We start from the raw sequence: 14,642 nt of genomic DNA, 5'->3' as shown, positions 1-14,642 counted from the left end.
AAGAAAACACAACAGGAAGGGCAGAGGCATCTGCCCTTTTGTTATATATGTTCAACTAAACATTTACACGATAACGGAGAGGACAGAAATAACTTGAAGAAGCGAAGCGTTCGCCTTTATCCCCGGATTTTCCCTTTTTAAGAAGGGAATCAAAAAAATCTGGGGATAACAGCGATCGGAAAGTTGTTCTGTCATCGCAGTGTCTGTGTAAATACAATTAACTTATATATATCAGTCAGATGAACAGAAAGAGGTTGGGGAAATGCAACTTAGAAGAGTAAGGATCGCGGGAACAGGGAAGTACCTGCCTGAACAGGAAGTCACCGATGAGGAACTGGATCGCCGCTTGGACGTGCCTACGGGCTGGGTTAGCAAAGCTACAGGCGTAGGTGTACGTCATTATGCTTCGGGTGAAGAAACCTCCTCTTTCATGGGCGCACGGGCTGCGGAAGCTGCACTGGCGGATGCAGGATTACAATTTAGTGATATCGACTGTCTGGTGTGTACCAGTGGCACGAAGGAACAACCGTTGCCAAGTACGGCGGTATTTATCCAGCAGGCCATGGGGCAGCAAGATTCGGGCGTACCTGCCTTTGATATGGATGCAACCTGCCTAAGTTTCCTGAACGGACTGGATGTGATTTCCTATATGGTAGATGCCGGACGTTACCGGCGAGTACTGCTCGTAGCCACCGAGATTGCCTCAGCCGGACTGAATTGGTCGGATAAAGAAAGTGCGGCCCTGTTCGGAGATGGAGCGGCCGCTGTTATTATTGAGCGTTCGCCTGAAGGGTCATCCTCTCAGATTGTACATGCTTCCCTTCAAACCTACAGCCGAGGTGCTCGCTTCTCGGAGATTGCAGGTGGAGGTACACGGCTGCATGCTTCGAATTATAAGGCGGATCAGCCTGAACCCTACCTTTTTCATATGGATGGACAGGCGATCTTCCGCATGGCTTCCAGACTTTTGCCTGGATTCATTGGTGATATGCTGCAGGCGACCGGGAATCGAATGGAGGATTTCCAATTGGTCATTCCCCATCAGGGAAGTGCCATGGCGATGAGACTGATCCGTAAGAAGCTTGGCATTGCTGAAGATCGGTTTATGGACATCACACGAAATCACGGCAATACGATTGCGGCATCGATCCCAATGGGTCTGCATGAAGCGATTAGACAACAGCGTATTCAGCGTGGTGATCGGGTGTTGATGATTGGCACGGCTGCCGGATTATCATTGGGAGGACTCATTTTTGACTACTAGATCTGGGGAAACCAGACATCGTACAGCTGCTTCTCTCCGTGTGTTGCTTACAGGAGGAAGGGCTCCCGTAACGCTCGATCTGGCACGCATGCTTCATCGGGCAGGCCATCGGGTCTATGTTGCGGAGAGTGCCTTACGGCATCTGACCAGATTATCTCGTGCAGTGGAACAGTGCGCTGTGGTCCCATCGCCGCGTCATAACACACGTGCTTATCTGGCAGAGCTGGAACGGTTGGCACAGGATTGGCAGATCGACCTGTTGATTCCGATGTGTGAAGAAGTCTTTTATGTTGCCCAAGGGGCAGACAGATTGCGTGCATATTGCCGTGTTCTGGTTACAACTCTGGAGCAGCTACATGAGTTGCACCATAAATATGATTTTATCCAGCTTGCAGGGTCACTCGGTCTTTCGGTTCCGGATACACACCTGATCCACAGTCGGCAGGAATGGATGGAAGCTCAGTCTGTTCTGGGAAAAGTAGGAGATTGGGTATGGAAACCGGTGTATTCCCGCTTCGCAGCCAAAGTTCGCATGCCAACACTCATGAACGATGAGGCTAGGGCAGGGACGGATCAGGAAGGAAACGTAAGTGAAAAGAAACGTCGACATTTCCGTAACGACCCTCCGGACGAGGTAGCACTATCATCTATTTCACCTTGGGTTGCACAGGCCTACATTCCTGGTCAGATGTTATGTACATACAGCATAGCGCATGAAGGGCAACTGGTTGCACATGCCACTTACGACAGTCGCTATCGTACAGGAAGCGTGGGAGCCAGTGTTTTTTTTGAACATGTGGAACATGAGGGTGCCCTTGCGTGGGTGAGACAATTTGTTGAGGCAACGGGTTTTAGTGGACAGATTGGGTTTGATTTTATAGAAGGTCCGGATGGGCAAGTATACGCGATTGAGTGTAATCCGAGAGCAACGAGTGGGATTCATCTGTTTCACCCCGGAGATGACTTGGTGCGTGCACTGACTGAACCGGAGACGTTGGTCAAGGAAGGAAAAATGATCACGCCAGCACGGGGCAGCAAAGCCATGCTCATGCTCCCCATGCTGGGAAGCGGGGTACAGCAGATCTTTGGCAAAGGGAAGCTCCGTGCATGGACAGCTGCATGGCGTGGAACCAGGGATGTGGTCTATGTAGGGCAGGATATCCAGCCTGTATTTGAACAATTCGGAGTGGTGCTGGCCGCATGGCGTCTGGCAAGATCGCAGAAGTGCTCGCTGACTGAAGCTTTGACTCATGACATAGAATGGAACGGTGAACAACAATGAATAGAGCATTGGTTACAGGAGCTACGGGATGTCTGGGCAGGCATCTCGCGATACGACTTGCCAAAGAGGGATGGGAAGTCACCGGTATGGGCCGACAGCCTAAGATTGGTGCAGAACTTGAATCGGCAGGAGTCCGATTCCTCGATGGAGATATAAGGGATATAGCGGCAGTAAACGAAGCATGTACGAGACAGAATGTGGTGTTTCACTGCGCAGCTTTATCCTCGCCATGGGGCCGATATCGTGACTTTTATAGCAGTAATGTGGAAGGGACGCAGAATCTTGTAGATGTCTGCCTGCATAATGAGGTACAGCGATTCATACATGTCTCAACTCCGAGTATATATTTTAACTACAACACGCGATATAACGTACATGAGAATGATCCGTTGCCATCCAAACCAGCCAATCATTATGCAGCCACGAAGCTTCTCGCTGAGCAGGTTGTAATGGAGGGGCATGCGAAGGGGCTTCCGTCGATCATGATTCGACCGCGAGCCATTTTTGGTCCGTATGATCAGACGTTATTTCCCAGAATTGTCGCAGCAAATGAAAAATCAGGCGTGCCGATGATCGGTGGTGGACAGGCTTTAATCGATCTGACATGTGTGGATAATGTAGTGGATGCCCTATTATTGTGCCGAGATGCCTCTGACGAAGCGCTCGGAAGAGCTTACAATATCTCCAATGGCGATCCAAGGGCGTTCAGTGAGTTGGTGAGCAGCCTGTTTGGCATGCTGGATATGCCCTTGCGTCGTCGAAACATTCCTTATCGGATGGCATATGGTGTGGCAGCGTTGCTGGAGCGTGTTCATGGCTTTATTCCTGCGTTGGGTGAACCTCCATTAACACGGTATACAGTCGGCTCCTTATCCATCCCACAGACGTTGGATATTACCGATGCACGGGGGCAATTGGGGTACGTCCCTCGGGTGTCCATTGAAGAGGGATTGCAACAATTTGCAGACTGGTGGAGGGCTGAATCATGCTGACGACAACTCCGGTAGAACTATATCTGGGTGCGGCGGGTTACTGCACACATCCAGAGTTTCTGACGCTGCGTGGTGGTCGGTTGAGCCCGGTGCCTTTCCCGGCAGGATTTGCCTGCATCATTCATCCCGTACATGGACCGATCCTGCTGGATACGGGATATAGTTCCCGCTTTTTCGAGGAAACGGCTCATTTGCCTAACGCACTGTATCGTCATATTACACCTGTGGTCTATCGTGAAGAGGATAGTGCCGTTCATTTTCTGGCTGGGCTTGAACTGAAAGCTTCTGATATTCGGTATATCATCCTCTCCCATTTTCACGGCGATCATATCGCGGGTGTACGAGATTTCCCGGAGGCACAATTCATCTATCTGCCAAGGGCCTATGATGCTGTGCGCTCACTTGGTCCGATTGCGGCTGTAAAGGCAGGTTTTCTTGCCGGGCTGTTGCCCGAGGATTTTATGGCCAAATCATTGCCTGTTACGTGTCAGCCTGAGCGGTGGACGAGAATAGGGGGAGGATTCCCTTTTGATGAGGTCTACGATATCTTTGGTGATGGCAGTCTGCTGGGGGTGGATGTATCCGGTCATGCGGAAGGCATGATGGGGCTCCTGCTGCGTACAGAAGAACATGACTATTTTCTCTGCGCGGACGCGGTGTGGTCGAGTCGGGCTTTTCGTGAACAGCGCAGACCTCATGCGCTCGCGGGTATTATTATGTCTGATCGACAGGAATACCACCGTAACTTTGACAGGCTAGTTCAGCTGCATCAGCAGTTTTCACACATTCGGATTGTGCCGAGTCATTGTCGAGATGTACTAGACACTTGGGGTGCAGGAGGCCGAAACGATGAGTAATACCTTTCGTATTGTGGTTTATTATGCACTCGCACGTGGGCTGCGAACATGGAAAACGCGAGAACAACTGGAGCGCTGGCAAGAGCACCGGATTATTCGGCATGTTCATCAGATCCGTGCCCGATCTCCATTTTACGAGAAGTGGTGGGGGAGCTTGAACGCATCCGACTGGAGAAGATTTCCCTTGATTGACAAATCGATTATGATGGAGCACTTCGATACACTGAACACGGTGGGCATTACCAAGGACGAAGCGCTGGCTCTTGCAGGTGAAAGTGAAGAAACGCGTGATTTCAAACCTTCCATTCAAGGTGTGACGGTTGGACTGTCTTCAGGCACGTCAGGGAACCGGGGGATATTTCTGGTGAGTGATCGGGAGCAGGATGCGTGGACGGGTACGGTGCTGGCCAAGTTGCTGCCTGGTGGACTGTGGAAACCTGCGAAGATTGCGTTTTTCCTGCGGACCAACAGTAATCTGTATGAATCGGTGCAACGTGGCAAATTGCAGTTTCAGTACTTTGATCTGCTAGAGCGTGTGGAGACCTTGGTGAATCGGCTGGAAACCTACCAACCTACCGTATGGGTAGCTCCTCCATCCATGCTGCGTCTGTTGGCGGACGCCTATGTGGTAGGCCATTTGACCGCTGTACCGGATAAAATCATCTCTGTTGCCGAGGTGCTGGACCCCCTGGATCGCAAGGTGTTGGAGCAGGTTTTTGGACAGACCGTTCATCAAGTCTATCAGTGTACAGAAGGGTTCCTGGGTGCTACTTGTCGTTATGGCACACTGCATTTGAACGAAGACATTGTGCATATTGAAAAAGAGTTCATTGATCCCGCCACCCGACGGTTCGTGCCCATTATTACGGACTTCTCCAGAACATCACAGCCGATTATCCGATATCGGCTGAATGATATTCTGACCGAGGCGGCGCTGCCATGTGCCTGTGGTTCCCCATTTACCGCCATTGAGCGGATCGAAGGCCGCTGTGATGACACGCTTTATTTTACACACATACATACGGGTGAGACGATACCGGTCTTTCCGGATTTCGTCACTCGTTCAGTCATTGCGGCTTCGGCGGATATTGAACATTATCGTGTGGTGCAGCAAGGAGACGGAACAATGGAAGTATCCCTTCGGCTTGGCGGGAGTGCAGTGATGGAGCAGGTCGAGACGGATGTACGGGGTGAACTGATGAAGCTGGGAGAGCGGCTTGAATGCACCTTACCTGAGATCAGATTTGTTCCGTATACGTTTGAACCGGGAATTACAAAGCTACGCAGAGTTGAGAGACGGCATAACGGAGTGACGGATTAAGCAGGAGTCTTACGGTCTAGGTAGGAAGTAAGCAATTTACCGAGGAAAGAAGGTCACGCCGTGACAGTAGAGGAACACTTAACAGAAGCCGAGCAGGGGCAGATTAACACAGGTTCTGATGTAGTGAAGAAGACAAAGGAGAGAGCGAACGCTCCGGTGGCCTTAATTACAGGTACATCCAGTGGTTTCGGTATGCTTACCGCAATCACCCTTGCCAAGCAGGGGTATCTTGTTGTTGCTACAATGCGTGATCTGAGTCGAAGAGAAGAATTGGTGAAGCTGGCTGAACAGGCGGGGATATCCGAACGTTTGCAATATGTGCAACTGGACGTGACCGATGCTGAATCGGTGCAAAAAGCTGTGGGGACCGTACTTCACAATAATGGCCGAATCGACATGCTGGTGAACAATGCGGGATTTGCGGTGGGCGGGTTCATTGAGGAAGTATCGATGGAGGATTGGCGGCGCCAGATGGAAACGAATTTGTTTGGATTAATCGCTGTGACACGTGCGGTCTTGCCTGTGATGCGTGAACAAGAGCAGGGGTTAATTATTAACTTGTCCAGCGTCAGTGGGTTGTCCGGTTTTCCAGGGTATGCTCCCTATGCTGCCTCCAAATTCGCTGTGGAAGGATTCACGGAAAGTCTGCGTCATGAGATGTCTTCGTTCGGTGTCCGGGTGGTATTGGTTGAGCCTGGCTCTTATCGCACACCGATCTGGAATAAGGGTCTGGGCGAGATCCATCGGAGCGAGGACTCTCCGTATAAGCATAAGCTGGACGCGGTTCTTCGTTATTCCAAACATGCGAGCGAGACTGCACCTGACCCACAGGAAGTGGCAGATCTGATCGGCCGAATTGCGCGGATACGTGCACCAAGGCTTCGATATGCGCTCGGAAAAGGTTCGCATGTGCTCATCATAGGTAAAGCACTGCTACCGTGGAAGTGGCTGGAGCGGATCATCGCCCGTGGATTAAAATAGAGATAAGGTACGAGTCACGATTGCGTAATTTCCTAATGGGAGGGGTTCGCCATATTCGAATTCATCGTCATTATTTTACTTCTTGCGATTGTGGGTCTGCTCTTTCATATCAATAGCAAGCTGCCAGCGCGTGACCGGGTGAAGGAAGCGATGGAACGGGATCGGAATCAGAAACATAATCAGGATGCTCCAAATTAAAACGCGGAGGTTACCAATGAAAATGGCATTCGTTTTGTTTGATGGACTGACTTTCCTTGATTTTGCAGGATTTTATGATGTGATCAATCGGTTGAATTTCTTTGAACCTACCAAAGGAACGACGTGGGAAACCTGTGCAATGACAGATCAGGTCACGGATGAGTCTGGTCTAACGTTGAAGGTGGATCGAGTGAAGCCTGACCTGTCGGAATATGATCTCGTGTTTATCCCCGGAGGCATGGGAACGCGCAAGCTTCGATATGACGAGGCCTTTGTAGGTTGGCTGAAACAGGCTGAGTCTGTGCCTTTGAAGGTTTCAGTGTGCACAGGCTCTCTGCTGCTGGGTGCGGCTGGTTTTTTATCCGGTAAAAAAGCAACAACACATCCCCGTGCATATAATTTGCTTGAGCCGTATGTCACCGAGGTGATTCAGAAGCGGATTGTAAAAGATGGAAATGTAATTACTGCCGGTGGAGTAGCGACGTCCATTGACCTGGGGATTTATGTTGTTGGGTTGCTTGCAGGACAGGAAGCGGCAGCGAATGTAAAACTTCAGATCGATTATCCTTATGAGATGCAGGGAGTGGTCGAAGAATGAATGAAGGCCGAAAGCAAGAGACCTATACCATTCGTAATATTCAGCGGGATGAAGCAGACATCTACTGGCCTTTGCGACTGGAAGCACTGAAAACACATCCTGAAGCCTTCGGGGCTTCGTTTGAATTGTCCATTCAGATCCCCATGAATGAAGTGCAGGAGCGCATACATAATGAGCCCGATGATTATATTCTAGGGGCATACACAGAAGAAGGAACCTTGGTGGGAATGATGGGTTTCAAAAGGGAGTACGGCCTGAAACTCAGGCACAAAGGCATGATCTGGGGCGTCTATGTAGCTCCGCCATATCGGGGAAGTGGGCTGGCTTCGCGCTTGCTTCGCGAGGTGTTGGATCGGGGAAGACATCTGGAGGGTATCAAGCAGATTAATCTGAGTGTAGTTACAACGAATGAATCAGCCAGACGTCTATACGAGCGATATGGATTTGAAGTCTACGGTATTGAGCGTAACGCATTGGAAGTCCATGGCCAAGGATATGATGAGGCGAACATGAATTACTTTTATACAGAGCATTCAACATTGGATGATGATATCAGCACAGGAGGAGTCCGATGACAGATCATGTTGAACTTGAGATCGATGGTGTTTCCTTTGTCTTAAAAGAGTCTCATTCTTTCGATTGGTTACAGCCCTTGGGTACGGTGTTTCGTGTATTCGATCAGCAGGATTCAGGGAATCTCTCCTTCGGCATTGTGCAAAGGGATGGAAAGAGATTGTTTGTAAAGTATGCGGGAGCACATACAATTCATGCGAATCATACGGGAAGTCCCCCGGAAGCCATTGGTAATCTGAAATCATCTGTTTCCGTCTACGAGGATTTGGCTCATGACACGTTGATTCGACTAACACATCATTTTGCAACGGATGAGGGCTATGCCTGTGTCTTCGATTGGGTGGATGGCGAGTGTCTGCACTCCCATTGGTATTTTCCGCCTCCGGCTAAGTATGAAGATCCGCGTTCGCCATACTATCGGTTCAGACAGCTTTCGGTGAAGACACGCATTCGAGCGATGGAACAGATTCTGAATTTTCATATCGAGGTGGAACGAAGAGGTTATGTGGCTGTAGATCTGTATGATGGCAGTCTGATCTATGATTTTGACAGAAACTTTATGAAAATTTGTGATATCGACTTGTATCGGAAGGGCTCTTTTACCAATACCATGGGGCGCATGTGGGGATCTTCCCGCTTTATGTCCCCTGAGGAATTTGAGTTGGGTGCACCCATAGATGCGGTTACCAATGTATTCAACATGGGGGCAATGGCGTTTGGGTTGCTTGGTGGGGAGAAAGATCGTTCCTATGACAGATGGGATGCCGGAGAAGCATTGTATCAGGTTGTGATACGTGCAGTGAGCGATGATCGGTCCCAGCGGTACGCATCGATTGCGGAACTTGGTGAGGCCTGGGAACAAGCTGCCATGCAAGGTCAATGAGTGGAGCGGCGTAATTTTCGCAAATATGCAAAATCCATTCGTATGCGTGTGCGGAATCCCGTATAATGGAAATTATTAAGGGGGGCAGACGATGTGCAGATATGCCATGTCAGGACCATATAAAGACATCTATGCATGTTTCATTTGTTTGGAGCAGAAGGAAGCTGGTAAAGCCAGTGAAGGCAAACGATTATTGCAAAGGTTAACTTCTTAGTTATGGTTCCAAAATCGAACCTGTCGTCTATGGAAATGTTGAAAATACAAGCAAATATTTTATATACGATCAACGAGCAGCAACGTCTTCTTAGTATTAACGAACCGGGTGGTGGGAAAGCTCCAGCCATTTTTATCGGCATGACTTCTGCTGGTTCACTGATCTATTACCATGAGCAGTTACCGCCGGATCTAATGAATGAGTTGGGTAAGGAAGGCGAGCTTCCATTGGATATTCCGAAACTGATTCGAAAGGTGGAAACCTTTGAGCCAGTTAACCGTGTGTGGATGGGACCCGCCTATGCTTTTCCTGAGTTATCTCACGAGTGGAATCAGAAGGTTCAGTTGATTGGTCAGGAGCAGCGTTATTTGCTGGCACAGCATTTCCCTGAAATAACAGATCACTTGCATGAAAAATGGCCTGTTGCCGCTTATGTTATTGGTGATTCTGCTGTGGCAGTGTGCTGCTCCGCAAGGCTCTCCGATCATGGGGCGGAAGCGAGCCTGTATACGGCACCCGGTTACAGAGGACATGGATATGCAGTGGAGACGGTAAAGTGCTGGCAGTATTATGTCAAGGAGCATGGACGCATGCCAATCTACAGTACATCTTGGGATAATCTCGCTTCACAGCAAGTTGCCCGTAAACTCGGATTAATTCAGTTCGGTGTGGATTTTAGTATCACAACTGTGGATTTGAGGAAGGACTGTGGTGTCTGATGATCCGCACTTTCGTACAAAAGGATCTGCAGTATGTCATTGAAGCGCATATTCGAATCTATCGAAACGAGTATAATTATGATTATAGCTTTGCTGAATTTATCACCAACGCGGTGAATTCGTTTGGACTTAAAGGCAATCACGCGAGGGAGATGTTATGGCTTGTTGAGCTAGATCAAGCAGCTTTTGTCAGGTCAGGAGCTTACCGAAGAACAATGGGAACTTGCTCTGTAGTTGGCCGGGGGCTTGAGTATGAAAGCCAAATCTGTTGCGTTAACTCATTGTTGAAAGGAGTGGTACAGTGAATCGCAGAAGACTGATTCTGGGTTTGTTATCCGTATGCACAGCATTGACGGTAGTAGCATGTTCGACTCGGACAGAAGACCAAGCATTATCAGCAACCATTGAAAGCAAGGTGCAGCAGATGGTTAGCGACCCTGTCCTCCTGACCAGCAGCAATCCGAATGATTATATTGCTGGTAACCGGGAGGCTTACGAGGACATCCTGCATACGGGTGAGGCCGGACTGCTTCACTTGCTACAGCAGCTCGAATCCAGTCCGGATAATGGTCTCAAGGAATGGATCATGGCTCAGGCAAGTACTGAACTGCTTGGAGAGCTTAACCCTGTAGAGGCATGGCATAGTGGCAAGGACTGGCTCAGACAGTATAAAATGAACATAGAATAACAAACCTCACCTCCAGTCAGCATGAGCAGCATTGAGAGGTTCTTGGAACCCGAAAGAATACATTATAGAGGTGAAATCCTTGAATAAGAAAATTGCTTTTTTTGATTCAGGCATCGGTGGTTTAACCGTTTTGCATAAGGCATTACAACAGTTTCCGGAAGAAAAATTTCTGTATTACGCCGATACCCTGCATGTCCCGTATGGAACCAAGTCTGCGGATGAGGTTAGAGGACATATTTTTGATTGTGTGGAAGCCATCGTTCAGGAGGATGTCCAAGCAATCGTGATTGCTTGTAATACAGCAACAAGTCTGGCTGTGAAGGATCTGCGCGCCAAGTACGATATCCCGATCATTGGCATGGAGCCTGCGGTGAAACCAGCCGTGGAGATGAATCGCGACAGTGGGAAGAGAGTGCTTGTATTTGCCACGGCCCTCACCTTGAGTCAAACCAAGTATAACGAACTGGTATCGCGTGTTGATGATCACCACAGTGTGGATTCCATTGCGCTGCCGGAACTTGTGGAATGGTGTGAACAGCTGGATTTTGATCCGGGTAAAATCGCTGATTATTTCCGGTTCAAGCTGGCAGATCTCGATCTTCATGGGTATGGCACAGTGGTGCTTGGTTGCACGCATTATCCATTCTATACATCCATTCTGCGCACGGTTCTGCCAGATCATATACAGATCATTGATGGCAGTACAGGCACAGTGAACCATCTGAAGCAGCGGCTTGGACTGGTGGCTCAGCAGGGAGACAGAACAGGGGGACAGGTCACTTTCCTCAGTTCATCAGGCCGACCGGAAGAGCGGGAGAAGATGTACAGTGCACTTCAATATCTTGAGATGAACTCCAAGTAAGTTACACCATAGGAGGTGACAGCTATGCAGTCCATTTATCTTATCCGTCACGCTAAGGCCACAGGGCAGGAACCCCATGCAGAGCTTACAGATGAAGGGATCAGGCAGGCTGAAAAACTTGCAAATATCTTGGCTCATCACTCCATAACGTATATTGTCTCCAGTCCATGGAAAAGGGCCGTTCAGACGGCTATGCCACTGGGCATAGCAACGCTGCAACATATACATACGGATGAACGTCTCCAGGAGAGGGTACTTAGCTCTCTTGATCTGCCTAACTGGATGGATGTACTGAAACGTACATACGATGATGTGGATTGGGTGGAAGAAGGCGGGGAATCTTCGAGAAACGCGGCTGCAAGGGGGCTGGCGCTACTGGAAGAGTTGTGGAGCAGACCGGAACAGCACGGGGCCGTGGTTACACATGGGAACTTGTTATCATTGCTTATTCGTGAGTATGAACCATCCTTTGGTTATGAAGAGTGGACCAAACTGTCTAACCCGGATGTGTATGTGCTGGAGAGACTACAACCAGATGCAGGGTTGTCCACCATTCGAAGAATTTGGACTGATTGAACAGCAAAAAGAGTGCTCCAGCGATATGATATCAGCCAGAACACTCTTTTCGTTTATCCACTGGGCATATTTACAATGCGGCAATCATGATCATAACCCATCCAGCCAAAAATGCGACTCCGCCAAGTGGGGTAATGGCTCCCAATTTACGAACGCCCGTTACACTTAAAGTGTACAGGCTGCCAGAGAACAGGATGATTCCGGCGAACATCAGCCACCCGGCAAGCATGACGAGTGAAGAGGATTCAAGACGGTCTGCCAGCAGTCCGATCAGGATGATGCCAAGTCCGTGGATGAGGTGATATTGAACACCGGTTTCATAGATTTTAATCATGTCAGCGGATAGTTTGCGCTTGAGCGCGTGTGCGCCAAAAGCACCCAAAGCAACAGCCAGGAACATCATAATACTCCCGAGAATAATCAGGGTTTGCAATGTGTTTTTCTCTCCTTTTAAGGGTAATTAGATATAACATCAAAGTGTACTGCACGAGTGTTGTCTACAGTTTACGCAATTGAATCTGCCCAATGGAGTGATCGGCTTCCTTTTTCAGAATCAGTCTGGCACGCCCTTTGGTTGGCAAAATGTTTTCATGCAGGTTTTTGGCATTGATATCCTGCCAGATCTGGTTGGCCGTACGCACGGTTTCTTCTTCATCGATATTGGCGAATCGTTGATGGAAAAAGGAATCCGTGTTCTGGAACGCTGTATTGCGAAGCAACTTGAAACGTTCAACGTACCAGTGTCGTATATGCTCTTCTTCCGCATCAATGTAGATGGAAAAATCGAAGAAATCACTAACCAGCAAAGGTGTTTCCTTTTTGATCTGAAGTACATTGATGCCTTCAATAATGAGAATATCGGGTTGACAGATCTGTTTCTCTTCCCCTTGAATGACATCGTAGGCGAGGTGAGAGTATACGGGGGCTTTCACTTCGGGCTTGCCAGATTTCACATCACCCATGAACTGAATCAGGGATTTGATATCATAGCTTTCCGGGAATCCCTTGCGGTTCATGATGCCCTTCTCTTGCAGCACCGCATTGGGGTATAAGAAACCGTCGGTTGTGACAAGGTCAACCTTAGGGCTATTCTTGCCTCTGGCGAGCAGTGCCTGTAGCAAGCGGGCCGCTGTACTTTTGCCCACGGCAACACTACCCCCGATTCCAATGATGTAGGGGGAGGGGAGGGCTTCTTTTTTCATAAAGGAGGCCGTCAGTTGATTCAGCTCTCGTGAAACTCTTGCATACAGGTCAATAAAGTGGGTAAGAGGCAAATATATATCTTCGACTTCTTGAATCGATACCTCTTCATTCAATCCCTTTAACTTTTCTAATTCGGCTTCCGTCAGTGGAAGAGTGGTCTGATGTTGTTTAAGTTCAGCCCATTCCTTGCGGTTAAACTCGATGTAAGGAGAGTATAAATTCATGAGATCCCGCTTTCTGTATGTAATATAATTGTGGACACAAGCTTTAGTGTACCAAATTTCAGGAAACTGACAACACCTTTACATTGTGCCTTTCATAATGCCTTTCGTCAAAATGGAGCGAAAAACAACTTACTAGGAAAGTTTAACCCAATTTATGTTAAAGTCAACGTATACCATGCGGAAGGGTGACAGCAAATGATCGTATATGAGAGAGAGCATGATTTTGTTTTGACCGCACAGCATGAGCATGGATTAGTAGCCGGAGAGATGGCTTCCCACTGGAAAAATGAATTATTATCCGATGCTGCGCATCGGGATGAATTGATTCTAGCGGCCAAGGAACATGACCGTGGTTGGATTGAACTGGATTCATCTCCGTTCTGGAATGATTACAGTCAATCGCCGTATTCGTTTCGTGACTTTCCATTGCGTCCGCGTTTTGTATTCTACCATAAAGGGATTGAAGAAGTTCGTCAGAAAAACCTCTACGCCGGATTATTGTGTAGCTTGATGTATACGGATCTGTTTCAGAAAAATCTGGGGGCCAATGCTCAGGATGATGATGACATCCGAGATTATCTGGAGCAAGAACACGAACGTCAGCTGGATTGGGAGAAACAGCTTGGTGGTGATGCTGAAGCACTGAAACAGAGGCTGCAAAGTGATGTGGAGATCATGCTTTTCTGTGATCAGCTCAGTCTGTTTCTCTGTATGGAGGAACCTGGAACACCTGCTGCGCGTTATGATTTTTTTGCAGAAGGGCTCAGTTGTACGTTTGATGCCTGTTCCAGACAACCGATTCAGGCAGAGTGGTTATCCAATGAAAAAGTAGGCCTGTCTTTTTTCCCGTTTGATGAGGACTTTACGATCGTTTTACCTTATAAATCGGTGCCAAAGGCAAGTATCCGCAAATTTGGTATGCAACAGGCTTATCGCCGGGCTGAATGGAAGGAACGCCGGGTGTTGATTACGGAATTGAACTGAGAACTGGAAACTCCAGGTTTAAGGAAAGAGCAGCATAGAATATCACAGAACAGGCGGGCTTCTGATGTACAGGTGTACAGGGCGTCCGCCTTTCGTATGCATATATATCATCATAGACTATAGTATGAGACCAGTGAAAATACCAATGAATCAGAGTGGAAATAAAGAAGGAAAACACAGGTTATTCCCAGAAATGTTAGTGTACAGCGGAGAAGCGCACGTT

The 14,642-nt window shown here is 48.5% G+C and carries 16 protein-coding genes; 14 read left to right on the top strand and 2 right to left on the bottom strand.

What is annotated here, in order from left to right:
- Positions 1 to 262: 262 nt before the first annotated feature.
- The 13 genes from D829_RS0114890 to D829_RS0114815 all read left to right on the top strand — a co-directional run bounded on the left by D829_RS0114890 (position 263) and on the right by D829_RS0114815 (position 12,008).
- Positions 263 to 1,264: a beta-ketoacyl-ACP synthase III gene (locus D829_RS0114890; RefSeq protein ID WP_017689703.1), complete on the top strand. Its 1,002-nt coding sequence runs from the start codon at positions 263 to 265 to the stop codon at positions 1,262 to 1,264.
- Positions 1,254 to 2,546, top strand: a complete 1,293-nt coding sequence (locus D829_RS0114885; RefSeq protein ID WP_017689702.1) for an ATP-grasp domain-containing protein — start codon at positions 1,254 to 1,256, stop codon at positions 2,544 to 2,546. The genes D829_RS0114890 and D829_RS0114885 overlap by 11 nt, the downstream gene beginning before the upstream one ends.
- A complete protein-coding gene (locus D829_RS0114880; RefSeq protein ID WP_017689701.1) occupies positions 2,543 to 3,538 on the top strand; it encodes an NAD-dependent epimerase/dehydratase family protein in 996 nt (331 codons plus the stop codon). Before D829_RS0114885 ends, D829_RS0114880 begins: the two co-directional genes overlap by 4 nt.
- Positions 3,532 to 4,395, top strand: a complete 864-nt coding sequence (locus D829_RS0114875) for an MBL fold metallo-hydrolase (protein ID WP_017689700.1) — start codon at positions 3,532 to 3,534, stop codon at positions 4,393 to 4,395. Before D829_RS0114880 ends, D829_RS0114875 begins: the two co-directional genes overlap by 7 nt.
- Positions 4,388 to 5,716 (top strand): F390 synthetase-related protein, encoded by a 1,329-nt coding sequence (locus D829_RS0114870; protein WP_017689699.1) that lies wholly within the window; start codon positions 4,388 to 4,390, stop codon positions 5,714 to 5,716. The genes D829_RS0114875 and D829_RS0114870 overlap by 8 nt, the downstream gene beginning before the upstream one ends.
- Positions 5,717 to 5,839: 123 nt before the next feature.
- A complete protein-coding gene (locus D829_RS0114865; protein WP_026081181.1) occupies positions 5,840 to 6,697 on the top strand; it encodes an SDR family oxidoreductase in 858 nt (285 codons plus the stop codon).
- A 214-nt stretch (positions 6,698 to 6,911) separates the two neighbouring features.
- Positions 6,912 to 7,493 carry a DJ-1/PfpI family protein gene (locus D829_RS0114855; RefSeq protein WP_017689696.1) on the top strand — a complete coding sequence of 194 codons (582 nt, stop codon included), beginning with the start codon at positions 6,912 to 6,914 and terminating at the stop codon, positions 7,491 to 7,493.
- Positions 7,490 to 8,068, top strand: coding sequence for a GNAT family N-acetyltransferase (locus D829_RS0114850; protein WP_017689695.1), 579 nt, complete (start codon positions 7,490 to 7,492; stop codon positions 8,066 to 8,068). Before D829_RS0114855 ends, D829_RS0114850 begins: the two co-directional genes overlap by 4 nt.
- Entirely contained in the window at positions 8,065 to 8,949 is an 885-nt protein-coding gene (locus tag D829_RS0114845; RefSeq protein ID WP_017689694.1) for a serine/threonine-protein kinase, read from the top strand. Before D829_RS0114850 ends, D829_RS0114845 begins: the two co-directional genes overlap by 4 nt.
- Before the next feature lie 216 nt (positions 8,950 to 9,165).
- Entirely contained in the window at positions 9,166 to 9,882 is a 717-nt protein-coding gene (locus D829_RS0114835; RefSeq protein WP_017689692.1) for a GNAT family N-acetyltransferase, read from the top strand.
- Between the two features lie 301 nt (positions 9,883 to 10,183).
- Positions 10,184 to 10,570 (top strand): hypothetical protein, encoded by a 387-nt coding sequence (locus tag D829_RS31115; protein ID WP_017689690.1) that lies wholly within the window; start codon positions 10,184 to 10,186, stop codon positions 10,568 to 10,570.
- A gap of 79 nt (positions 10,571 to 10,649) precedes the next feature.
- Positions 10,650 to 11,432 carry a glutamate racemase gene (gene murI, locus D829_RS0114820; protein WP_017689689.1) on the top strand — a complete coding sequence of 261 codons (783 nt, stop codon included), beginning with the start codon at positions 10,650 to 10,652 and terminating at the stop codon, positions 11,430 to 11,432.
- Positions 11,433 to 11,456: 24 nt separating this feature from the next.
- A complete protein-coding gene (locus D829_RS0114815) occupies positions 11,457 to 12,008 on the top strand; it encodes a histidine phosphatase family protein (RefSeq protein ID WP_017689688.1) in 552 nt (183 codons plus the stop codon).
- 70 nt (positions 12,009 to 12,078) lie between these two features.
- Here the strand turns inward: D829_RS0114815 and D829_RS0114810 are convergent, their stop codons facing one another.
- Together D829_RS0114810 and coaA are read right to left on the bottom strand one after the other, a co-directional pair.
- The gene (locus D829_RS0114810; RefSeq protein WP_017689687.1) at positions 12,079 to 12,441 is read right to left on the bottom strand and encodes a DUF423 domain-containing protein; all 363 of its coding nucleotides are present in this window, start codon (positions 12,439 to 12,441) and stop codon (positions 12,079 to 12,081) included.
- A gap of 64 nt (positions 12,442 to 12,505) precedes the next feature.
- Complete coding sequence (gene coaA / locus D829_RS0114805) at positions 12,506 to 13,435, bottom strand: type I pantothenate kinase (RefSeq protein WP_017689686.1); 930 nt, start codon at positions 13,433 to 13,435, stop codon at positions 12,506 to 12,508.
- A 195-nt stretch (positions 13,436 to 13,630) separates the two neighbouring features.
- Here coaA and D829_RS0114800 point away from each other — a divergent pair, with 195 nt between their 5' ends.
- The gene (locus D829_RS0114800; protein WP_017689685.1) at positions 13,631 to 14,419 is read left to right on the top strand and encodes a DUF3891 family protein; all 789 of its coding nucleotides are present in this window, start codon (positions 13,631 to 13,633) and stop codon (positions 14,417 to 14,419) included.
- Positions 14,420 to 14,642 lie beyond the last annotated feature (223 nt).

The sequence above is a fragment of the Paenibacillus sp. PAMC 26794 genome, from assembly GCF_000316035.1.
Taxonomy (GTDB): Bacteria; Bacillota; Bacilli; order Paenibacillales; family Paenibacillaceae; genus Paenibacillus.
This window is presented reverse-complemented; position numbering and strand designations above follow the sequence as displayed.